General features: G+C 33.0%; 16 protein-coding genes. 5 read left to right on the top strand and 11 right to left on the bottom strand.

Translation table 11 applies throughout. The annotated features are described in order from the left end of the window. Nucleotides 1-3 precede the first annotated feature (3 nt). Nucleotides 4-399 carry a hypothetical protein gene (locus tag ACJRPK_RS12770; RefSeq protein WP_407140443.1) on the bottom strand — a complete coding sequence of 132 codons (396 nt, stop codon included), beginning with the start codon at nucleotides 397-399 and terminating at the stop codon, nucleotides 4-6. A 288-nt stretch (nucleotides 400-687) separates the two neighbouring features. On the opposite strand from ACJRPK_RS12770, the gene ACJRPK_RS12765 reads away from it, so the two are divergent. Further along, nucleotides 688-1,518 (top strand): N-acetylmuramidase domain-containing protein, encoded by an 831-nt coding sequence (locus ACJRPK_RS12765; protein ID WP_407140442.1) that lies wholly within the window; start codon nucleotides 688-690, stop codon nucleotides 1,516-1,518. Nucleotides 1,519-2,985: 1,467 nt separating this feature from the next. Here the strand turns inward: ACJRPK_RS12765 and ACJRPK_RS12760 are convergent. The 6 genes from ACJRPK_RS12760 to ACJRPK_RS12735 form a co-directional block, all read right to left on the bottom strand. Beyond that, nucleotides 2,986-4,524, bottom strand: coding sequence for a YifB family Mg chelatase-like AAA ATPase (locus tag ACJRPK_RS12760; protein WP_407140440.1), 1,539 nt, complete (start codon nucleotides 4,522-4,524; stop codon nucleotides 2,986-2,988). Nucleotides 4,525-4,594: 70 nt separating this feature from the next. Beyond that, nucleotides 4,595-6,376 (bottom strand): hypothetical protein, encoded by a 1,782-nt coding sequence (locus tag ACJRPK_RS12755; RefSeq protein WP_407140439.1) that lies wholly within the window; start codon nucleotides 6,374-6,376, stop codon nucleotides 4,595-4,597. A 10-nt stretch (nucleotides 6,377-6,386) separates the two neighbouring features. Further along, nucleotides 6,387-7,586 (bottom strand): DUF4249 domain-containing protein, encoded by a 1,200-nt coding sequence (locus ACJRPK_RS12750; RefSeq protein WP_407140438.1) that lies wholly within the window; start codon nucleotides 7,584-7,586, stop codon nucleotides 6,387-6,389. 3 nt (nucleotides 7,587-7,589) lie between these two features. Next, entirely contained in the window at nucleotides 7,590-10,343 is a 2,754-nt protein-coding gene (locus ACJRPK_RS12745; RefSeq protein WP_407140437.1) for a carboxypeptidase-like regulatory domain-containing protein, read from the bottom strand. After that, the gene (locus tag ACJRPK_RS12740; RefSeq protein ID WP_407140435.1) at nucleotides 10,340-11,077 is read right to left on the bottom strand and encodes a hypothetical protein; all 738 of its coding nucleotides are present in this window, start codon (nucleotides 11,075-11,077) and stop codon (nucleotides 10,340-10,342) included. The genes ACJRPK_RS12745 and ACJRPK_RS12740 overlap by 4 nt, the downstream gene beginning before the upstream one ends. Nucleotides 11,078-11,397: 320 nt before the next feature. Then, on the bottom strand, nucleotides 11,398-12,735 hold the full coding sequence (locus tag ACJRPK_RS12735) for an aspartate kinase (RefSeq protein ID WP_407140433.1): 1,338 nt from the start codon (nucleotides 12,733-12,735) through the stop codon (nucleotides 11,398-11,400). Between the two features lie 100 nt (nucleotides 12,736-12,835). Here ACJRPK_RS12735 and ACJRPK_RS12730 point away from each other — a divergent pair, with 100 nt between their 5' ends. After that, nucleotides 12,836-13,480 carry a hypothetical protein gene (locus ACJRPK_RS12730; RefSeq protein WP_407140432.1) on the top strand — a complete coding sequence of 215 codons (645 nt, stop codon included), beginning with the start codon at nucleotides 12,836-12,838 and terminating at the stop codon, nucleotides 13,478-13,480. A gap of 73 nt (nucleotides 13,481-13,553) precedes the next feature. Here the strand turns inward: ACJRPK_RS12730 and ACJRPK_RS12725 are convergent, their stop codons facing one another. The 4 genes from ACJRPK_RS12725 to ACJRPK_RS12710 all read right to left on the bottom strand — a co-directional run bounded on the left by ACJRPK_RS12725 (nucleotide 13,554) and on the right by ACJRPK_RS12710 (nucleotide 19,045). Beyond that, nucleotides 13,554-15,629 (bottom strand): M13 family metallopeptidase, encoded by a 2,076-nt coding sequence (locus tag ACJRPK_RS12725; protein ID WP_407140430.1) that lies wholly within the window; start codon nucleotides 15,627-15,629, stop codon nucleotides 13,554-13,556. 137 nt (nucleotides 15,630-15,766) lie between these two features. Next, nucleotides 15,767-16,225, bottom strand: coding sequence for an RES family NAD+ phosphorylase (locus tag ACJRPK_RS12720; RefSeq protein ID WP_407140428.1), 459 nt, complete (start codon nucleotides 16,223-16,225; stop codon nucleotides 15,767-15,769). Then, nucleotides 16,225-16,677: an antitoxin Xre/MbcA/ParS toxin-binding domain-containing protein gene (locus ACJRPK_RS12715; protein WP_148783078.1), complete on the bottom strand. Its 453-nt coding sequence runs from the start codon at nucleotides 16,675-16,677 to the stop codon at nucleotides 16,225-16,227. The genes ACJRPK_RS12720 and ACJRPK_RS12715 overlap by 1 nt, the downstream gene beginning before the upstream one ends. Nucleotides 16,678-16,714: 37 nt before the next feature. Next, entirely contained in the window at nucleotides 16,715-19,045 is a 2,331-nt protein-coding gene (locus ACJRPK_RS12710; RefSeq protein WP_407140426.1) for a hypothetical protein, read from the bottom strand. Nucleotides 19,046-19,362: 317 nt separating this feature from the next. On the opposite strand from ACJRPK_RS12710, the gene ACJRPK_RS12705 reads away from it, so the two are divergent. The 3 genes from ACJRPK_RS12705 (at nucleotide 19,363) to ACJRPK_RS12695 (ending at nucleotide 23,050) form a co-directional block, all read left to right on the top strand. Next, nucleotides 19,363-19,896: a hypothetical protein gene (locus tag ACJRPK_RS12705; RefSeq protein WP_407140425.1), complete on the top strand. Its 534-nt coding sequence runs from the start codon at nucleotides 19,363-19,365 to the stop codon at nucleotides 19,894-19,896. Between the two features lie 270 nt (nucleotides 19,897-20,166). Beyond that, a complete protein-coding gene (locus ACJRPK_RS12700; RefSeq protein ID WP_407140423.1) occupies nucleotides 20,167-21,564 on the top strand; it encodes a response regulator in 1,398 nt (465 codons plus the stop codon). A gap of 169 nt (nucleotides 21,565-21,733) precedes the next feature. Continuing rightward, entirely contained in the window at nucleotides 21,734-23,050 is a 1,317-nt protein-coding gene (locus ACJRPK_RS12695; RefSeq protein ID WP_407140421.1) for a carboxypeptidase-like regulatory domain-containing protein, read from the top strand. Nucleotides 23,051-23,187: the final 137 nt, after the last annotated feature.

The raw sequence follows: 23,187 nt of genomic DNA, 5'->3' as shown, positions 1-23,187 counted from the left end.
TTTTTAGTAATTTATAGGAGGCTTACCCATCGTCCCGCTATTTAGTGGGTCAATGTCGTAATTATTTGCAGCACTATCCCCTCCTTTGCCAATACTTTTTGCGGGAGAACCTGTTGGCGCTAAGAAAACAGTAGCATAGCCATGATTATGTTTACATTTTTTTTGCGGGTAGGCTCCAAAATAAATACGTATTCCAGGATCTTTAATATTTTGTTTTAAAGACTCACTTTTAACGTAATCTAAATACTCTTCCAATTCTTCAACGGTATAGTAAAACTCTCGAGTATCCTGAAACTTCATGCATTTATCAATGTCTTTGGCTCTTGTATCGCACCAAACTTGTTGCATTTCCTTCGCTTCGTCAACTGTAACACACTTTTTTGGTCTATTTTTTCCCATAACTCAAAAAATTTAAGATTTATTTGGCTAATAAATTAAAAAAGAATTGAGTAAACAAACACAGTAAAGATTAAAAGCAACATTTTTATCAAACAAAAATAATTTAAAACCCTAAAATACAGAAGAATAACTACACTTTAAATGATTATCTTGTAATCCCAATATTTTTTGAATACGATCTCAAGCAGGGGGAAAATCCCCCCATACTTTATTAGCTAAAGTTTTCTGCATACAATTATGTATACCCATGCTGGTTCGTATTTATACATAAATAAGTATTTTAATAATATGAAAACACTTAGATATAAATCCAGAGGCCAAGATGTATATTTCTTAGAAGAAATTCTCTCAAGTCTCAACTATCAGATTGTAGTTTCTAACTATTTTGGTAAAGACACACATAATGCTGTGCTTGATTTTCAACAAACACATGAACTGGTAGTAGACGGCATTGTTGGACCAAAAACCTGGAGCAAATTGATTGCAGCTCAAAATAACTTACTATTACATCTTGATAAGTTGTTATCTGAAAAGGACATTATCAACTTTGCTGACCATTACCAATTGGAAGTTGCTGCAGTAAAGGCTGTGAATGAAGTTGAGAGTAACGGCAAAGGATTTTTACTCGATGGCCGACCACGAATTTTGTTCGAAGGACATATCTTTTGGCAGCAATTAATTAATCGTAACATCGATCCTGCGGATTTTTTAAACTCTTTTACGCAAAATGTGCTCTATCCCACTTGGACCCGTAAGCATTATCTTGGTGGTTCAAAGGAGTATTCTCGCCTAGAAAAAGCAGCCGGAATGAGTGATTTATCTCAGGTACATGAAGCTGCCTACGCCTCAGCATCATGGGGCTCTTTTCAAATTATGGGTTTTCACTATGAAAGTTTAAACTACGTATCCATCGATGAATTTGTCTCTACGATGTATATTTCTGAAGCGAAGCATTTGGATGCTTTCGGTAGATTCTTAGAATTTAATAATTTAATCCACCCTTTACGAGACAAAAATTGGAAGGTTTTTGCAAGAGGATATAACGGGTCCTCCTACGCCAAAAATAACTATGACACTAAATTGCGAAAGGCCTATTTAAAATTTTCAAGAATGATTTAGCGTACTGCTCAAATTCCAGATTTCAGGTTAACAATTATACTAGATATTAGTAAACTAATCTTTGAAGAAATTACTTATATTTTTTTTGAAAAAACTTACGATAATGAATAGAAAATATCACAAATCTCTTATAAAAACCAGTAATTATCTAAAGTACAATTCTGCAAAAATCGACAGATAAAAAATTAATTATTTTGACTTTCACATTTTAATTCGAATAAATATAAATTAAAATTTATTGAAAAGAGATTAATTTTCGATTCAAATTACAACAAGAATAACATTGCAAAAATCGACATGGATTTCATAAGTCGTAGCGAAGCCTATTTCGTAAAAATTACCGAAAACACTTTTAAGGTGACAATATTAGAATATCCAGTTAATTGATTTTAATCGAAACAAGTGAAAAAATTCACAGGGCAGGAAACAAAAAAAATAGAACTTCAAACGATATTTATCTTTACAACTATTTCATTCAAACAATTTACCTACATCCCAAAAAAAAGTTCGTTCGGGTTAATGAATTGCACATCAGAACACTCTCAACTCAATATTCAGTTTACCGATAAACATTCTCGAAAAACAAAAAAAATCAATGTGCTATTAAAACTTTTTTCTGATGAGAAAGTAGCGTAATTTTTTTCTCTAGAATCCGTGGCAAAATCAAAATATAGATAGAATAACTAACCACATTTCATAAAATAAAGCTGGACTAACAATGATAATTTAACAGTATAGACAATCTCTATAATCAAAAACAAACTATTTAATTATCAGAATAAAAAATCAGATTATCTAAAGTATAAGATTAAGTGAAATATATTTAAGATCACTATACAAGGTAATAGTTATTTACACGAAAATCCACTGCTACTTATTGTTTTTTATACCAATAATTATGGAATAGTGAATCATTCCTTAATCAATAGATAGTAAAATCACTATAAATTCCTCAACAATTCTAGCGCTCCATTGTGATAACAATCTAAGAACCCTTGGAGAACTCACAAATTATAATTCCACTCTTCTATCTCATGTGTTTAGCAAAACTTAATACAATTAAAAAAGTCACAAATTATAAAAAGAAACTAAACAACTATCCAAACAAATATAGGAACGTTTATCGACACTTTAGCATTTAAAGTAATAAATAAAAATAGGTCCCGGCAAATGAAATATGGAAATTTATTGAAAATTATTTCTCTCAACTTTGCTAAATTTAATTACTAAAATAAATTTGAAGAAGTAAGGAGATATACTATCCTTGTAAATTCAATTAAATAAAAGGGCTAATCTCCCCAATTTTATACAAACTAATTTTGAAAAATCTTAAATTACTAAATACAATTTCATATTGAGCAAAAATTCAAATTTACAATAAATAAATTTGTAGCATCTCAAAATAAAGGGGAATATTCCCTTTTAATTAATCAGCACAAAATAAATATATTGATCCATAAGACTTTATCACCCTAACCAGCCATCACGATCCAAACTACGATATTGGATAGCTTCTGATATATGGGTGCCATTCACTAACTCTGACCCTTCTAAATCAGCAATCGTTCTTGACACTTTTAAAATCCTATCATAAGCTCTTGCAGATAAATTCAATCGTTCCATAGCAGTTTTTAGAAGTTGTTTTGAATCTTCCTCTAAAGCACAGTATTTACGAATTTGTTTCACTCCCATTTGCGCATTGTAATGAATATTTGCGAGTTCGTCAAAGCGCTTTGTCTGTATATCACGCGCTGCTGTAACACGTTCTCTTATCGATACACTTGACTCCCCTTTTTGTTCGTCACTTAGTTTATCAAAGGGTACAGGTGTCACCTCTATATGTATATCAATTCGATCTAATAAAGGTCCTGAGATTTTACTTAAATAGCGCTGCATCTCTGCCGGTGAAGATGTCACCGGGGCATCAGGATCATTAAAATAGCCACTCGGACTCGGATTCATGCTTGCTACCAACATAAAACTTGATGGGTAGGTGACCGTAAATTTTGCCCGTGAAATAGTAACCTCCCGATCTTCCAAAGGTTGTCTCATGACCTCTAAAACACTCCGTTTAAATTCTGGTAATTCATCTAAAAATAATACTCCATTATGACTCAAGGAAATCTCTCCCGGCTGTGGATACGCTCCGCCACCCACCAACGCTACATCAGATATGGTATGGTGCGGACTCCTAAACGGTCGTTGTGCCATCAACCCAACATTCTCCTTGACCCTGCCTACTACGCTATGTATTTTGGTAGTTTCTAAGGCTTCTTGCAAAGACATTGGAGGCAAAATACTCGGTAATCGCTTACTCAGCATCGTTTTACCACTGCCGGGTGGTCCAACGAGAATAATATTATGTCCGCCCGCTGCCGCTATTTCCATACATCTTTTAATGCTTTCCTGCCCTTTGACATCAGCAAAATCAAATTCAGGATTATTTAATGCTGCATAAAATTCTTCTCGCGTATCTACCACGGTTTGTTCTAATTCACATTTCTCGTCAAAAAAATCAATAACTTCCCGAATATTCTCAACGCCATATACCTTTAGATTATCGACAATTGCTGCTTCTTTAGCATTTTGTTTAGGAAGGATGAACCCCTCAAAACCCTCTTCTCGCGCTTTTATCGCTATCGGCAAGGCGCCTTTAATCGGTTGGAGACTACCGTCTAAGGAAAGCTCCCCCATGATAACATAATTAGCGATAGTTTCTGCTTTAATTTGAGAACTTGCAGATAGAATACCCAAAGCCAACGTAAGGTCATAAGCTGAGCCCTCTTTTCTTAAGTCAGCAGGTGCCATATTGATAGTTATTTTCTTCCCGGGTAGTTTATATCCGTTGTTTTGAAGTGCCGCAGCGATACGAAAACTACTTTCTTTAATCGCGTTATCGGGCAATCCCACAAGATGATATCCAATTCCTTTATTGATATTTACCTCCACAGTAATCGTGGTGGCTTCAACGCCAAAAACAGCGCTGCCGTAGACTTTAATAAGCATGGTTTTAAAAGTTTACACTAAAATAACCAAATATGTTAAATAAGCATTAAAAAAAAACAATCATAGCTATTTATTTGACTTCAAAACTCTTTCTAAGAGATATTACTTCGCCTTTTTTTGTCAAACCCTCGAGAGAGATGATAAACTTACCTTTTCTGTCTGAAGTAAAAAAGCGTATTTCATTAACTCCTGCTTTCAAATTGAGTTCTGGCATCCATAATAACTGGCTTCTAAAATCAGGAATACGCGCCAATTGTTGCCTGGTCTTTTCTGTATATGTTTGATTATAGTACCTTTTAGGGATCGTAGTTGTTATGAAAGGTTTTTTAATATCATATTCTGTTGCAAAATCTTTATAATAATTCCCATCAAAAGTTTTTATATCAACAATTCCTTGAAAAATTTGAGATCCAAAATAATATTTTTTTCTTACAACATTAATCGTTTCTATTATTGCAGCTTTTAAGTTTAATAATTTGGTGTGATCACTTACTGGCATCCCATCAATTATAACCATTGGTAATAAATTTACAGATCTATATGTGTCATTTTTAATATCAACTTGTAGAATTATTTTATCTTCTTCGATAACTTTGAACCATACATGTTCTATAATTTCAACTATGGTTTCTTTGAGAGTTTCAAATCTCGAATAATTTTCCAAATTATAATTTTCAAAATCTTCTCCATAGAAATTTGAAATTTCATTAATTACCATCGTAGAATCAGGCCTAATGCTGTTATAAGCGTTATCAATTTGATTATAAACGCTCCTTTGTAATAACGCAGCCTTAGCTGTTGATGTGATACGTAAAGTGTCAAAAACTATTTTACCAATGTTAATTTTATTAGTAAAGTCCATTAAAATATTTTGATTATTTTTATACCCTAATTCTCGCACATACAGTTCTTCATTGTGTTGCAGTTCATGGATGTTAATATAGAATTCTCCTTTGGTGTTTGTAGTGGCCAACCCGATATTATATTGGTGGCCGGGAAAAGTTAAAAGAATCTTTTTTCCAGCTAGATTCTCTTTCGGTTTGTCATTGTTTATAACGACGCGTCCAGATAAAATCTCTCCTCTCAATTCTGGCAAACTGATTGAATCTTTGATATTCTTCTTTAAGACTTTATTCTCACTCATTTCTTTTGAATTAGTAAAATCTCTAAAAGATTGAGGAAAGTAATTTAAAATATCATCTTGGTTAATCACCGAAATAGAATAGTCCCCTTCTGGATTAGATAACCCATCAGAAAGTATATTAAGATAAACTTCTTCTCTAGACTCGTATTTATCTTTATCTAAATTCAAAACTATCTCTTTACCTGATTGTTCTGAATCCAAAAAATACTCCACTGATTGATTGGAAACTAAGGTGTCCTTAATTTCTTCAAAGTTTTTATTTGCCTCTCCTACCTGATAAGGGTTTAATATATTTAATGTGCCTTCAAAAAAATTTATTTCAAAATTTTGCATCCAATTTGTATAGCAAATAATCTTATACTGACCAGAAGGTATCGACACAGGTATGAAAATATCTCCTTGCCCCGACCCATTAGTCAGTACTATTTTTTGTTTTAATACGGTAGAATAATCGGAATCAATAATTTCTAGGTATGCAATTTTACTAACATCACTCAATCTAGTTTTTGCAGAACTTAGACAATAAACTTTATAATACAAGTATTCTCCCGAAAATAGTAAAGAAGAATTATAATGTACATAGATGTTTTCACTTGATAAATTATTAAAAATTGCTACATTCGAGTCACTCTTTACAACTTTTTGTCCAAAAAGACATGTAATACATAACAACCATATTAAAGACAACAAACGAAAACTTCTATACATATCACTTTATTTAATCTTTCCAAAATTCCGGAACTATATTACTTCCTAATTCTGTACAGTCTCCACATGGCTTAGGCACTAAGGTATATGGACCTTCATATTCTCCTGCCCACTTATACAAACCAGTATCCAATGCGTCTACTAAAGGAGATTGACCCTTAAACTCAGGCAAAGGTGAATTAAAATCACAAGGTGTTTGAAAACTTGGCAGTGGTTCTCCATCAAAATAATCATTGAAATTTATGAAAATTCTTTTTTTCGACACTGTAGCTACTTCAAAATAACCTAGAACCTTCTCTTCTGCATCACTCTCTGAACGAATATTACCATCAATAAAACCTGTTTGAACTTGAGAAAACAAATTTTCACTACTAGAAAAAGTATTTAATGTTTCAAAAAACGAATAGGCCTCCTGAGTTTGTATGAATTGATTTACTTCAATACTATAACGATTTAGGATTCTTGAGTCATCTTTGGCTATAAAACGAACTAAAAAATCACTAAGTTTACCGTCTATAACATCTGTAGTTTTGGCTTGGATTATATCATTTGAGTATTCTGTTCGGTAACATATTCTTTGCTCCGTAGTTTTAGGAATAAAATCAAAAACAGGAGGCCATCTTGAAACAATTATAATATCCAAAGGTGTCCAATATGGAGCTACAATTTTATACGTCTCTGTATATTCATATTTGATGAATTTTACATTTTCATCTTTACTAGCACCATCAACAAATATTCCAATACCATCTTCTCCTAAATCATTTACAAATCTATTAACCTTCATTTGACTTGTAATTCCTTCCGGCGGTGGCATGACTGATTCTGAAGAATATTTCTTTCCGTTTGCTAAGGTAATTTTAAGTGTATATTCTATATCCGGTAGGACTCTAAAAATACTTTCGGATAGGTACTCTCCTTCATCATTCTCCTCAAAATAATAGCTATTCCCTTGACTATCTTTAATTTCTACTTCTGCATTAGATTCAATACTTCTTGATTTTTGATTTAATTGGAAAGTACGAGATAACTTAATACTGTGCTGCTTTAGTTCATTAGAAATTTTTGCGTCTACTACTAATATACTCTCAAAATTTTCAGTTTCAATATCAAAAGGTTCTACGCAACCATAGAATAATAAAGTAACAACAACTATAAAAGGGACAATTTTCTTTCTTTTATCCATAAAAATTTTATCAGCCAACGTCATTATTTAAAATTTTAAATTATATGTAATTGTAGGAACAGGAATAGAAAAAATCGAACTTTGCAATGCCTCTACTTTACCATCTTTTGTAACAAAAAAAACAGAGTATGGATTATTCCTTCCTAAGACATTATAAATCGAAAACGTCCAAAAACTATGCGCTAGTTTTTTAAGTTTATGGTTACCCTCTAAGTTTAAACCCACATCCAGTCTGTAAAAGTCTGGAATTCTAAATGCATTTCTATCACTATAAGTTACATATTCTGCTCCATCATAGTTAAAATTTCCAACAGGAAAAGTTATTGGTCGGCCTGTTTGATAAACAAAATTGGTGGATACACTTAAGCGCTTAGTAAACTTATAATTCAGAACAGCACTTATATCATGAGGTTTATCAAAATTAGAGGGGAAATAATTTCCTCTATTGACTCTTTCCTCACTAAACTCACTATCCAATTTAATAAATGATCGGGAGAATGTATATCCCAACCAGCCATTTAACTTTCCTATATTTTTTCTAAGTAAAACTTCAATACCATATGCCTTACCTTCCCCTTGCAAGATTTCTGTTTCAATCTCATCATTCAATAAAACCTCTGCTCCTACTTTAAAGTCCACAATGTTTTTGGATCTTTTATAGAAACCGTCAATACTAAATTCATATAAATTTTCTTTAAAATTTTTAAAAATTCCTAAAGAAATCTGATGAGCTCTTTGTGGTTTAATGTTGAAATTAGAAAGTTTCCATGTGTCCGTTGGAGATACGGTTGTATTATTAGACAATGTATGAACAAATTGTGTTGTATTGCCATAACTAGCTTTTATAGATAAGTTATTAGCAAGTAGATATCTGGTAGAAATTCTTAATTCCGGAGCCGTGTAGGTCTTTACAATCTCATTATTGCCAAAGCTCATTGTGTCTTTAATTGAACCTATACTTTTTGGCTGATTTGATTCGAAAACAAATTGATCTGATTTACCTATTGCGTTATATACTGAAAAACGAAAACCACCATTGACCGTTAGTCTATCGCTGAGATCAATCTTTGCAGATAAGAAAGCTGCAGACTCCAGACCTTTTTCTCTAGGTAAGATAAGCTTTTCTATTTCAGAATCATTCAATGGTTGCAAACTACCAGGCTCTACATTGTACAATTTGCTTGACAACCCATAACCAAATTCCAGTTTGTCATTATATGATAAATTATTTTTAAATTTTAATCCGGTTTCTTGAATTATGTATTCGAAATTAAAATTTGCGTTACTATCGGCATCGTAACCTATAGTAAAGTTGTACTTACTGTTAGTAATACTTATATCCGTTTTATTCTTGTCACTAAATCGATGACTCCACTGTATTGATGTCAAACGATTACTATACCCAAAAAGAGAATCAGAGGTTATACTAAACTTATCATTGCTGTAATAAAAAGTGCCTTTTAACATATTTTTATCATCAATTTTGTGATGATATGATGCTATTCCGTCATAGAATGAAGCTTGACTTCGTTTTAAAGATTCTTCATTTAAGGATTTCAAAATATAATTGGCATAAGCACCTCTACCTCCTAAGACTACTGAAGATTTTTCTTTAACTACCGGGACCTCAATTGCTAAATTAGCAGTTACAGGACCAACAGAAGCTTCAGCTGTCAATTTTGACACATTTCCTTTTTTCGTTTCGATATCAAAAACTGACGATAACCTTCCTCCATATTCTGCCGGAATGCTTCCTTTATAAATATCTACCTCACCTAATACAAATGGATTCAATGCCGAAAACAAACCAAAAAAATGCTGAGAGTTATACATTACTGCCTCATCAAGTAAAATCAAATTCTGATCTGTTTTACCACCTCGTACATTAAATCCCGATGCACCTTCTCCAGCTGTTGATATTCCAGGAAGAGCCGTAGCTACTTTAAGGACATCGCGTTCCCCTAAAACTAATGGAATATTCTTTGATTGTTCTATATCTATTTCTGTTTTACCTGTTATTGATTCCCGTACATTCTTTTCGATTTTTGAATTAAGAACAACTTCATCCAGCATTTCAAGTCTATCACTAAGCTCAAGATCTAATGTACCATCAGCATATAATAAAATGTTTCTTTCAATCATTTCTTTACCTAAAGAATTTATACGTAATACATTCTTGCCGAAAGGAAGATTAATCTGATAAAAACCATTTATATCAGTAATAACATACTTGCTGTTTTGATTAAATGTTATCGGTAAATTAGGTATAGCTCTACCGTCTTCTGTGTTCCTAACATATCCACTTAAATTATAAGAATTCTTCTTTACGCCAATTTGAGACTTGCCGATTTTTACGAATTTGACATTACTAGTTTTGTTGTTGACAAAAAAAACCTCTGAACCTAGGTTTTCTTTTTTGTACTCATTATCATCAGCTTTTTTTTGGAAAAAATTATCCGGTAACGAATCGTAGATAATATTATTTTGAGTCAAATATATCTTATCCCCGTCCATTTTATAAAAATTCAGATTTGTCGAGCTCAATAGCTTTGTCAGACTAGAGTTTATATCATTTCCCGACAATTCTCCTGTTATTGTATAATCTCTCAACCACTCCGCGTTATAATAAAAATACACCCCTGTAAGATCCTCTATCCTATTTAAAATTGTAATTAAAGGCTCATCTATATATTTCATCGAAATTTTTGAAGACTCAGTTTCTTGTGCCAAAACGAAAGCAGATAATAAAAACAAAGTAAGTGTACATAAAACTCTTGTCATATCTTTTGATCTTCTAGTTCAAGTTTTTCTATCTGTTCTATTAAGAATAAACGGTACCTATCTTTGTCTATTGACTTGAAATCGGACTTATCTCGAAGAATTTCTTGGATTTCATCTTTTAATTGTGGAAAAATTCTTAAAAGATATCTATCTTTCTTAAAATCAAAAAATTTATTCTTGTATATAATAAAATAGTTACTATTTGGTTTGAAGCTTTCAAAAAGCGTTCTCTGTTTAATTTTATTGACTTTAGTCTTTGAATGTTTTTTTACGAGTGTAAGCCGCTCAGAAGTGTTTAAGATTTCTACAAAACTGATACCCTTTGACTCATTATCCACGTTATATAACTTGAATGAATGACCTAACAACTCAAACTTGCTTACTTTATTTTTTACCAGTTTTATTATTGCTTCTCCATAACCTCTCTCCAATTTCACCAATATTTCATCTTTATATACATCGTATTTAAGATTTTGATTATAATATTTCTGTCCATCATACTCGATAAAACCTTTAGTAAACTTGTCAGTCTTAAAGTACGCATGTTCCCCTTTTAGTGGATAATATTCGGGTTGATAAACTTCACCATTAAAAATATTAGTATTTTCAATGCCAATCATTTCATCAAACCAAGTATAATTTATCGATTCAACAGGTCTCACTTGAGCTTGAATAGAGAGCCATTGAAAAAATAAGATGAGTGGAAACAAAAACCTAATGACATTCAAAGACATATAATTTAAAATACTACAATAATAAATCAGGTAACAACAAGAATACGGTGGGGTGGAAAACAATGAATCAAAATTAACGTCAATTTATTCGTTAAAATTTTAATAGAGTACTAATCTAAAGAATAAAATTTAAACAACAACATTCTTAATTAATAAATTAATTAAGAGTTTCGTAAAACAACCATATAAGTTGATGATTTTTTTAAGGGGGATATAATTAAAAATACTCTTGAGACCAGACCGGTAGATAAATTCACTTTGGCAAAGCATAATTCAATCCCTACAACCGGTCTTAGTACTCAAGTACAAAACAAACAAAATTAGTTAGCGCTTATAAGTGGTGCTGCGTCAAAAAGCTTAGCATTTAAGAAGCGTAAGGTTTCAATTTTTCTTTCTTTCTCTACTAAAAGAGAAATGTTATTATTGCTTCCTCCATAGGAAATCATTCGAACAGGTATATGATTTAAAATATCAAACAGTTTTGACGTGTTTTTATCATCAATTACAGCTTCTCCCACAATACAGATGATACTATAATCTTCCTGAACAGTTATATGTGCATATTGCTTGATCTCCTTGATAATCTCTTCCAAATTTTTAGTATCATCAATCGTTAGTGATATCGCGATTTCTGAGGTAGTGATCATATCTATTGCGGTTTCAAACTTATCAAACACCTCAAAGATTCTGCGCAAAAACCCATGAGCCATCAACATGCGATTTGATTTGATTTTAATAGCGGTAATACCATCCTTCGCGCTTATTGCTTTCAGCCCCTTTGTTCCTATTGCATTAGAAATTACCGTTCCTTGTGCATCTGGATTAAATGTGTTTTTGAGCAATACCGGAATTTCTCTATCTACCACAGGAGATACCGTTTGCGGATGTAAGATCTTAGCTCCAAAATACGCTAATTCTGCAGCTTCATTATAAGTTAAATGTGCGATTGGGTGTGTGTTTTCAACATAGCGCGGGTCATTATTATGCAAACCATCAATATCTGTCCATATTTGAACCTCAGAAGCATTTGTTGCAGCGCCTATAATCGTTGCTGTATAATCACTACCCCCTCTTTTGAGGTGACTAATCTTCTCTTCCCTGTTACGGCATACAAAGCCTTGTGTCAGATACACTGTCGCTGTTGGAAGATCCTCAATCTGTTCATGAAGTTTTCGTGCAACATTATTAATATTAGGTTGATCTGCACTCTCCACATACATAAAGTCCTTGGCATATAATAACTGTACGGAACAACCGGATTCTTTTAAGAATATTGCAAAAATTTCAGTTAACAAAGTTTCTCCACTCGTAATAATTAAAGAATTTACCTCATTAGAATAGGGTTGGCAAGAGATATCGAATAGCTGTGTAATAATTCTTGAAACTTTATCATATAACAAGTTTCTCGAAGTCTCTACCTGAATCAGCTGCGCTATTAAATCAAAATGTTTTTTTTCTAATGCATCCAAATTCTTGGCTATTGCAACAGTATCCGCAAATTTGATATTCTCGGTCAGTCGCACCAGTTGATCGGTTACTCCAGACATTGCTGAGCAAACTACTATCTTAGTTTCGTTATCTCTGCTAATGATATCAGTTACTCGCTTGAGATTTTCAACAGATCCTACGGAGGTTCCTCCAAATTTTAAAACTTTCATAGCCTACGATTTATGCTGCATAATTAATCATAATTACACTTGAAATAAAGAATTTACAATAAAATAGATATATTTGCACAATATGTTAAATATATAACAAATGAAAACCATTACTGATTGTGTACATGATATTTTAAGACACGAACCTTTTCTTGAGGATGCACTTTCCCGAGATATTATTAACTACAGTTCTCTTGCTATCGATTTGACTCCGCAAGTTGAAAAAGTTTTACGTAAGAAGGTGAAACCGGGTTCAATTATCATGGCACTGCGACGATACTCTCCAAAGAGAATTAAACAATCCCACTCGTTGCGTAATCTGGGTGATATTGTAGTTCGATCGGGAATTACTGAATATACTTTTCTTAATTCTAATAGTATCTTGACTAGTCAGTCAAATTTACTAAATGCTGTCAAGGATAATAGCAAGACTTATTTCACATACTCAAGTAATTTTCAAGAAAGTAATATTTTGGTATCCTCTTCTTTAAAAGAGGTTGTGGAGAATCATTTTAAAAATGAGACCTGTATATCGATATCAGACAATTTATCATCAATGTCTATTGAGTTACCCGAGGACAACTCCAAAACCGTAGGGTTATATTTCTATATTTTTAAACTGCTAGCATATGAAGGAATTCCGGTGTTTGAAATTATTTCAACTTCGAATTATTTTACCCTATTCCTCGAAAAAGACTTTGTAAATAAAGCTTTTTTACTTCTTAACGAAATTAAAAACAAATAGTTTGGTTAAGTTACTAAACAAAAAACCCCACGTATGTGGGGTTTAGCTATAAGTTTTTTTTTAAAAAATCTACTTACCAGATTTGTACTCTCTTCTCTGGTGCCAAGTACATTTTATCACCTTCTTTAATGTCGAAAGCTTCATAAAAAGCAGGCACATTAAGTAACGGCTGTATAGCACGATTTATTCCCGGAGAATGCGGGTCAGTTTTGATCTGCGTACGCAATGCATCTTCTCTGATTTTTGTTCTCCAAACAGTAGCCCATGACATAAAGAAACGTTGCTCCGGAGTAAAGCCATCGATATTCTCTGGACGACCATTTTCTGCATAATACATCTGCAATCCATCATAAGCTCCAAGAACTCCACCAAGATCACCGATATTCTCACCCAATGTGAATTTACCATTGATATATACACTATCCATTACTTCGATAGCACTATATTGTTCTGCCAGTGCATCACCGCGTTCTGTAAAATTCTTCAAATCCTGCTCTGTCCACCAATTTACAAGGTTTCCATTTGCATCAAATCTAGCACCGGAATCATCAAATGCGTGCGAAATTTCGTGACCAATTACAGCACCAATTCCACCATAATTTACAGCTTCATCTGCGGTATAGTTATAAAAAGGTGGCTGAAGTATTGCTGCAGGAAAAACGATCTCATTGAATAATGGATTGAAATATGCGTTTACTGTTTGCGGAGACATTCCCCATTCAGTTTTATCAACTGGCTCGCCAATTTCTTCCATATTCTTTTTGAATGCCCATTCTGAAACAGCAGTTCTGTTTTCAAAATAAGAATTTCCTGTCTTTACTCCTAATTTTGAATAGTCTTCCCATTCATCAGGATACCCTATTTTTACCGTAAATTTATCAAGTTTCTCTACTGCTTTAGCTTTTGTACTATCGCTCATCCACTCTAACGCTTCGATACGCTTTTGATAAGCTTTGATAATATTAGCAATCATTTTTTCTGCTTTAGCCTTTGCCTCTGGCGGAAATTTTGCATCTACATACAGTTGACCAATTGCCTCTCCTATTGAACCATTTACTCTTGCTAATGCTCTTTCTTCTAAAGGTCGTTGCTTAATAGCACCGTTAAGTGTTTTATCATAAAACTCCCAATTTGCTTGATCAATCTCTGTAGACAATGCACCCGCAGCACTATTAACAGTTGACCAACGCATCACACGTTTAAGATCTTCAATACTTGTATCTTTTAATACCGTTTGAAGTGCTTTCATATACTTTGGTTGCATTACAATAACGGTGTCCAAAGTTTTAGTTATCCCCAAGTCCTTTACAAATTTTGTCCAATTTACCGCCGGAGTCATTGCCGAAAGTTCCTTGATTGTTCTTGGGTTGTTGAACTTTCTCGTATCACGACTCTCCACTTTATCCAAGCGAGGTTCTGCTAATTTTGTCTCAATAGTCAAAACAGTTTCTGCAGTCTTACGTGCTTCTTCTTCTGTATCACCAACAAACTGAAGCATACGTGTGATATGATCAACATATTGTCCTCTGATTTCCTTTGATTTAGCATCTTGATCCAAATAGTAATCACGATCCGGTAGTCCAAGACCTCCTGTCGATACGTAAGCTGCATTGATCTCACTATTGCTCAAATTAGGAAAAGATACAAATCCCATAAACGGTGCAGATGCCGCAGTTTCTGTCGCCAAAACAGTTTGAATATCTTCAATAGTCTTGATGTTTTGTATTTTTTCTAAAGTCGGCATTAATGGAGCAACACCTGCTTCATTACGTGCGACCGTATCCATTATAGACTCAAAAATCAATAACGCCTTGTGCTGATCTGTTCCTTCTGCATATGCGTTTTTCTCTTTAGCCTCCTTAATGATTTCTAACACATCATTATCTGTTTGCTTTCTCAAAACTCCAAAGCCGCCCCAACGTGTTCTGTCTTCCGGAATTTCAGTGTTTTTCATCCAACTACCATTTACATAATTGTAAAAGTCTTCTTTTGGATTTACCAAAGTGTCCATATTTTCAAGAACTATTCCAGGTATTTTTTCTACCTGAGCAATGTCTTTGTTACCTTCATTTTTGGCGTCATCTTTACAACTTACAAAAGCTACCAAAAGTACAGGCAAAAAATACAAACTTTTAAATTTTGTACTCATTTAATTATTAATTTAAGATTAGTTACTTATATAAGACGTGAAAATACTCAATTTGTTACCAAAAAAATAAACAACATGCTATTTTTAGGATTTAAGTGGATAATCAAATGATTTGCAGCTTTTTGAGTACTGTAAAACTACATAGTTAGCAGTCTAGGGTCAAAACTAAAAGGCTCGACATCAATTATTTTTACACTTTTAAAGTTAGGGTGGCTTGGATTTAGGAGTAAATTCTGTTCTTTGGGTATGATACTACTCGGAATTTTAAAACCTACATACTTTTGTTGATTAATCCAATTCATTGTAAAATCATGATTTTCGATAGGTGGTGGTATCTTATCCCATCCCATAGGAAGCGATTGTTCAACAAAGGAGCCTACAAATTTATCAGGTATGTCAATCGTAGCAATCGACATGTTATCCGGAAAAAATGATGCTGGTAAATGAGCTAATACTTCTAGAATAGATAAAGCTGCTGATGTACTTGTATATAAAACTGCAACACCCTTGGCATTCCATCGCCCACCAACAGTCTTTGCACCTATACCGGTCAAATCTCTTATATATTGATCTTTTGCAATTCTAAAGACGCGCATTAAGCAAAAATTCCATGTTCAATACGTACCAATTCTTCATTAAGTAATTGAAATCCAAAAGTAGTGTCCAAAAGATCTTTAGGTTTTTTGGAAGCCAAAGCAATATTAGGATGCTCCATCCATCGCTTAAATCGAGTTAGATCTCCAAAAACATGCTCTCCTTTGGCATACAATTTTGCCAGTTGTAAAACTTTTGAACTTGCTTCAGTAGTTAACTTTCGACTCAAAGGATATCGCTGTATGGTGCGTTCTGATATATGAATAACGTGTGATAAAGCTTTGAGATCAAAATCAATAGTTTTGCCCAGATACAATAAAGCTTTTTTATCTATTCCATTTCTGGAAAGCTCTATAAAATCATACATATTGCGCAAAGGCATATCGATGTTAAGATACCGCAACAGTCCTTTGTGCTCTAATCCGTCGAAATCTAATGGTGTTACCGCGCTCATATCAAACTTATTTACGACAAAAATACAAAAAAATATGTCATTTGTCGTTGTTTAGCTCAACAATTTTATCCAATTGTGGAGCGACTTCTTTTAAACGTGCTTCCATCGATCGTATTGCTATCGTGGATAAGTATCTCCCTAGCGGCAGCACAGGTTTTATTCTTAAGTTGTCATTATTCTTTTTCTTAGGGGCTATATTTTTTAACGGAAGAATAGTGGTTTGCTTCAGTTTAACAGCATATCGTTCTCCTAGTTTTTGAACGATTTCTTGCGTATGACCATATCTTACGTTCCTTAAGGTTGTTAACGGTGCTGCCAACTGAGATTCGGTCTTAGCAATTTTCCGCTCTTCATCGTTCACAAAAAGAACATGCTTAATCTGAACCTTACCCATTAGTTCTGGAAAAGAATCTCGGAGCACTTTTTTAAATATCTCTTCTACTCCAATACTTACGGTACCACCAATATTGTCATAATAACCGGCATCAGCATACTGATCTGACCATTCCTGATTTGATATATCAGAATTCTCAATCTCTCCAACAGGTGTTATAAAAGGGAAGCTTGCATTGATTCGCAGCGCGGTAGACAAATCAATTGACGCATTAGTGTGTCCTGACTGCAACTTTGTAATAAAATCATTCATTCCGTTTAACGGCCGTAAATGATCATATTTTACGGGACTGATAATGTTATAATTTCCAGTCTGTGTATGCGTAGTATTTACTAGAAGTAATGGTGGAACCTTACGATCTTTATTCTGAGTAGTGGATGTTGTTTGCTCATAAAATGACAGAAATTCCTTTGACAATAACCCTTCTTCCTCGCGAGCGTCAAAAAATCTTTTATGGCTTCTTTTCCATTGGTCTTCTAATAGTTGTCCGCGATTACGAAAATTAAATAAGTTCGTCACACTCTTGAACAGATCCCTACCCAAAAGGGACAATATAGCTTCTGACAAAAAATTCTCTCTATAAATGACGCTTGCCTTATACTGCAATTGCGGAAACTTTGAATCCTTCTGTTGTAAAAATCTCGCATCTCTATTGTTTAGCTGAGCATCCCGTGCTTCGGCAAAAAACATTCCGTTACCAACGCCTCCTCCAGACGCGCCACTTAGGGATAATAAATTATCCTCAAAATATTTACCGTTTGTTCGTTCGTACAAATAGCTATGAATTAAGAATGACCATAATCCTGCTCTAGACCCACCTCCTTCTGCACTTACAATTAACACCGGAAAAACCTCTTTTGACTCAATTAAATTTTTTCGAGTCTTGAGCCAATAAAACATATAGTTGTCCATCGCCATTCTTTCAGTCGATGCAGTTCTTAATTCAAGATGGTAATGGTCAGAATCTTTGGTGAGATATTCTGCTGACAAAAAACTAAGTATTAAAACAATTGAGAGTAAAGGAAGTTTAAGTTTTTTTCCTAAAAGGATCAAAATAAAACTAAACATGAACAGGCTAAGTAGAGAAAGAACTAAAATTGACAATGGATTTATCAGGCTTGCCCATTTTGGCACAAAGTTTAGTACAATGAAAGATATAAGTACTATAAATCCAGCGCTAAGAATACTACCATAAAATATATTTTTAGACACCTTTTGTAATACTTTATAACTATTGAATGACAATGACAAGAAAAATAAAGCCAGTGCACAATTAGATAAAAATAAATTACCCAAGTCTTTCTCTGTTTGTGTGTTTAGCGTACCTAATGATATAATTAGTGCTAGTAACGCAATGGAAACCAGAAAAACGATCAAATTGGTTTTAGGAATTTTATAAAACACAATCTGTAACAGTTTGTAGATCCTTGGCTCAGAAAACAGCAATAACACAAGAATACATAACAAAAGTGTATTATCCGGATTTAGAACATCCGTATAGGTGTTTCTCAAATCAAACAATTCCATCGCATTTAAGATACTCAAGGCTGAAATGCATAATAACAAGACCGCCAATATTCTTGGAACAATTTTACGCATATGAATTTTAACTACATAGGAATAACGTCCGTTTGCATTGCGATACTGGTGTCGATAATGTTGATTAGGGACAAATCTTAAAAAATTACTCCATGTTATATCTTTATAATTGTGATAATAAAAGTATTTCGGAATATTCCAAATAAGAAAAGCCGACGTCATAAGTAAAGTAAAGTATAACGGAACTTCAAACATAAAAGCATCTGCCTGATTCAAAATCAACAATAAATCAATAGTTTGAGGAAAATGCCATAATGCTAAATATATTGCCAGAATAAAAACGACACTGATTACATTATTTAACAATTCTTCCAGGAGCGTTTTAAACCAGATGGTAAAACGTTGAAAAACACGGATTACAAAAGAGACGAACATGATTTTAAGGTTAGCAGGTTATGAGACAATTCTTTTTGTCATAAAAGATATTACTCTGATGACAAATGTAAAACAAACAAAAAAAAATAATCCACAACCATGAATTAAAAAAACACATTCCACGAAAAACTTTGAGACATTCTCAATAATATTCCCATTTAAAAAAAAATTCGTAAAAATTCGTAAAGACTGATAATAATATACGGTTTTAACGTAATAATTTGTATATTGACCATAACAAACAGGTTTTTATGAATTAATTCAATTTAGTATGTAAGTTAAAACCTACCATTTTATAAACCCAAAAAAATCTACATATGAAAAAATTACTACTCTTTACATTCCTAATTGCTACTCAATTGGGATTCGCCAATTTAAAGGTTGACATTTCCTATAAACTAATGTCAGTAACCGAAAATACGGTAATAGATGGACTTGATGAAACATCCAATGAAGCTGTCATCTTTATTACCGAGAGTTTACACTTGGAGCAGGGTGTACGAATAAAAATCAGAAACGCATGCTTAATTATATTGGGCAATCTTACCGGTGAAGGTATTTTAGATATAGACAATACTGCCACAGTTACATTAGAAGGTGATAAGCAAGGACGTATTACTTTTATAAATCGCTTACTTGCAGATGCCACCTGTCAACAAAGTACAAATCAAAAAACTTTTAAAAATATAAAAGATGTACCCCAAGGTCTCAACTATAGCCTTTATAATTTGACGGGAAGGCTCATGGATAAAGGTGTGATAGATGATTACATCCATAATTACAGAGACCCTAAAACATATTTAATTAAAATTGATGGTTATAAATTGAGAAAAATAATTTTTAAAGGATAACAATTTTTAATGCTAGGTTTCATATCCTAAAATCCATGGTGCACTAACTGCCATGGGTTTTTTATGTTTTCAAGTTGTAGTTTTTAAATTAATAGTTAAAAATGAAACTAGTCTAAATTTTTAAAAATCCGATTAGTTTCAGTTTAACGTTTCAAAAACATCATGAATTTCAGGAATTTAATATTCAAAATGGTATATTTAAAACAATATTGCTTTTGATTACACCCCATACCTATTTCGAAGAGTTTTTAGATCGCAATTTTTAAAATTATGAAGCAACTTTTTTCATTTCGAAATGAAATGACCAAGTACACGCTATATGGCATTTTATTTGGGTTATGTTTTCCTACAATTGCTACCTGTTTTGATATTTCAAGGCAAGCACTACCATTAAATTGGAATTCCGTAATAATGGTTCAACAAAACAATCCAATTCATTTTATGGTGAATACAGCACCTATATTTTTAGGATTATTCTCTATGTTTATTGGTATTAATTTGGATAAATTAAAAGCTAAGAATGAACAAGTTATTGCTGCTTCAAAAATACGCCAGGATTTTTTGGCTAATATGAGTCACGAGATACGAACTCCGATGGTTGGTGTCATTGGAATGATTGATTTATTATTCAAGAACACAGAGCTCAACCCCTTGCAAAAAGAATATGTTACCATTATACATCAATCATCGCTCAATCTTTTGGATATTTTAAATCAAATATTAGATCTCTCAAAAATTGAAGCTGGCAAATTTACTTTATCTCCAAAACCAGTGCATTTTAAAACCTTAATTTCACAAAATATCAATTTATTCTTAGCTACTAGCAAGTCTAAAGATCTTTATCTCAAAACTGAAGTATCCAGTGAAATTCCTGAAACGCTTCTGATTGACGCCAACAGATTTACACAGATTATGTCCAATCTAATTGGAAACGCTATTAAATTTACCAAAAAAGGAGGCATTACGATTAAAGCATTCTTGGTAAACACTAAAAAAGGATCCCTTACGATTAGAGTCGAAGTAATTGATTCGGGAATCGGTATTTCACAAAAGGATCAAAAAGAATTGTTTCAACAGTTTAGTCAATTTCATAACGAAGCAATTCTCGCTGGAGAAGGAAGTGGATTAGGCCTTACGATTTGTAAAAAATTAGTTGATCTAATGCATGGTACATTAGGTGTGCAAAGCACCCCTAGTATTGGAAGTAATTTTTGGTTCACATTTAAAACCAAAGTGGTAGATGCTTTACCCGAAAAAAGTTTGGACAAACCCCTACCCGTTACTTCATTTAATATTCATGTGCTATTAGTGGAAGATTCAGAGACAAGTATCATCGTTTCTAAACAGATTTTAAAATATTTAGGATGTACTGTAGATATAGCCAAAAATGGTCATCAAGCCCTTGAAATGTTTGAAGAAAATAAATATCAATTAATATTAATGGACATCAACCTTCCAGAAATTAATGGAATACAAACTTGTCAACTCATAAAAGAGAAGAGTAAGCAAACCCCTCCCATTATTGCACTCACATCAAATGCATTGCCGGGAGATTCAGACAGATTTATCGCTCAAGGATTAGATGATTATATTACCAAACCTTTTACCACAGAAATTATGAATATAAAATTGCAAAATTGGTTTGGAGATCATAATGGCTATCATTAGATTCCTTGTTTGTATGTAGTAACATTGCAACTGATATGGATCATGAAGTGATAAGTTTTTATTTATTATCTTGTATAGATATTTCGCATTCTTAAAATGTAGATCGCTATGTTTAAGAGCGTATCTTTATTAACCAAAAAGTACATTTTAGAACTTTAATACGCCAGGTATGAAAACTGAATTAACCAAAAAATATAAAAAAATGATACACCTACCTATGAAGAAACTTTCTTTCATTTTTTTAGTTATATGTTTCTCATTTAAGCTAAGTGCTTTTCAAGTTGAAACACAAGAATCTTCTCAATACCAATTGTATACAGGAACTATTGAAGATAAATCAAACAATGATGCGCTACCTTCGGCAACAGTGGTTTTATCAGGAACAAATATATCTACTGTTTCCAATGCTTCTGGTGAATTTTCTATTAAAGTACCGTATCAAAATAGAAATGCAAATTTAATCATTAGTTATCTGGGCTATAAAAATAAAACTGTTTCACTTGTGCAACTTCAAAACATGGAAGATGCAATCCAACTGGAAAGAACCGTTACAGAGCTGGATGAAGTGAGCATCGGCGAGCGGGATGCAAAGGAAATAATGAAACAGGTTATTAAGAAAATTCCTGATAACTATCTTGCTTCTCCAATCATCCAAACTGCCTTTTATAGAGAAACCATTCGAAAGCGAAGAACCTATGTCTCGCTCTCTGAAGCTGTGATTGATATTTACAAGAATCCTTCACCACTTAACAAGGTCGATGATGTCAAATTATTTAAGGCTCGCAAAAACACGGACTATAAACGTTTAGACACTCTTACTCTGAAACTTCAGGGAGGGCCGGCTAGTGCTTTATATTTGGATCTTGTAAAGCATCCAGAAGCTCTTTTATCAAATGACATTTTGGACAGTTACATCTTTACGATGGACAAAAGTGTTGGTATGAACAACAGAAACATGTATGTTATTAATTTTAAACAACATCCTAATATACCTGATCCAATGTATTATGGAAAATTATATATTGATGTTACTACCTATGCCCTAACTAAAGCCTCCTTTAGTCTTAACTTAGAGAACAGAAAAGAAGCAAGTAAAATTTTTGTTAGAAAAAAACCTGCAAGAGCAAAAGTGTATGCTACACAGGCCGATTATACTGTGAACTACCGTGAGGATAATAATAAATGGTATTATGGGTATAGTAAAATGGAATTAGCCTTCAAAATTAACTGGAAGAAACGATTATTCAACTCTGTATACAAATTAGATGTAGAACTTGCTGTCACCGATTGGAAAGAAAACGCTGAAAAGAAATCTCTAAAAGCTAAAGAACGTCTTAAACCAAGTACTATTTTGAGCGACAAAGCAAGTGGATTCTCTGAACCTGACTTTTGGGGGGAATACAATATTATAGAACCGGAAAAGTCAATTGAATCCGCTATTAAAAAAATCCAAAAACAGCTAAAAAAGCGAGAAGAATCAAAATAGAAAAATTTTTGAATACTAATTTATGGTATGTCGTAAGTGTTATTCTCCAAACACTGTAGAATTCCCTTATATTTAATGTATCTTGCATCCAGTAAAAGCGCAACATTTTATAGAATTTAACGTCTTTATTTAGAATT

This window comes from Aquimarina sp. 2-A2 (genome assembly GCF_045505135.1).
Lineage (GTDB): Bacteria > Bacteroidota > Bacteroidia > Flavobacteriales > Flavobacteriaceae > Aquimarina > Aquimarina intermedia.
This window is presented reverse-complemented; position numbering and strand designations above follow the sequence as displayed.

What these genes read in the sequence shown, in the direction of transcription:
- ACJRPK_RS12770 (WP_407140443.1), bottom strand. Translation starts at nt 399, where the DNA reads ATGGGAAAAAATAGACCAAAAAAGTGTGTTACAGTTGACGAAGCGAAG.
- ACJRPK_RS12765 (WP_407140442.1), top strand. Translation starts at nt 688, where the DNA reads ATGAAAACACTTAGATATAAATCCAGAGGCCAAGATGTATATTTCTTA.
- ACJRPK_RS12760 (WP_407140440.1), bottom strand. Translation starts at nt 4,524, where the DNA reads ATGCTTATTAAAGTCTACGGCAGCGCTGTTTTTGGCGTTGAAGCCACC.
- ACJRPK_RS12755 (WP_407140439.1), bottom strand. Translation starts at nt 6,376, where the DNA reads ATGTATAGAAGTTTTCGTTTGTTGTCTTTAATATGGTTGTTATGTATT.
- ACJRPK_RS12750 (WP_407140438.1), bottom strand. Translation starts at nt 7,586, where the DNA reads ATGACGTTGGCTGATAAAATTTTTATGGATAAAAGAAAGAAAATTGTC.
- ACJRPK_RS12745 (WP_407140437.1), bottom strand. Translation starts at nt 10,343, where the DNA reads ATGACAAGAGTTTTATGTACACTTACTTTGTTTTTATTATCTGCTTTC.
- ACJRPK_RS12740 (WP_407140435.1), bottom strand. Translation starts at nt 11,077, where the DNA reads ATGTCTTTGAATGTCATTAGGTTTTTGTTTCCACTCATCTTATTTTTT.
- ACJRPK_RS12735 (WP_407140433.1), bottom strand. Translation starts at nt 12,735, where the DNA reads ATGAAAGTTTTAAAATTTGGAGGAACCTCCGTAGGATCTGTTGAAAAT.
- ACJRPK_RS12730 (WP_407140432.1), top strand. Translation starts at nt 12,836, where the DNA reads ATGAAAACCATTACTGATTGTGTACATGATATTTTAAGACACGAACCT.
- ACJRPK_RS12725 (WP_407140430.1), bottom strand. Translation starts at nt 15,629, where the DNA reads ATGAGTACAAAATTTAAAAGTTTGTATTTTTTGCCTGTACTTTTGGTA.
- ACJRPK_RS12720 (WP_407140428.1), bottom strand. Translation starts at nt 16,225, where the DNA reads ATGCGCGTCTTTAGAATTGCAAAAGATCAATATATAAGAGATTTGACC.
- ACJRPK_RS12715 (WP_148783078.1), bottom strand. Translation starts at nt 16,677, where the DNA reads ATGAGCGCGGTAACACCATTAGATTTCGACGGATTAGAGCACAAAGGA.
- ACJRPK_RS12710 (WP_407140426.1), bottom strand. Translation starts at nt 19,045, where the DNA reads ATGTTCGTCTCTTTTGTAATCCGTGTTTTTCAACGTTTTACCATCTGG.
- ACJRPK_RS12705 (WP_407140425.1), top strand. Translation starts at nt 19,363, where the DNA reads ATGAAAAAATTACTACTCTTTACATTCCTAATTGCTACTCAATTGGGA.
- ACJRPK_RS12700 (WP_407140423.1), top strand. Translation starts at nt 20,167, where the DNA reads ATGAAGCAACTTTTTTCATTTCGAAATGAAATGACCAAGTACACGCTA.
- ACJRPK_RS12695 (WP_407140421.1), top strand. Translation starts at nt 21,734, where the DNA reads ATGAAAACTGAATTAACCAAAAAATATAAAAAAATGATACACCTACCT.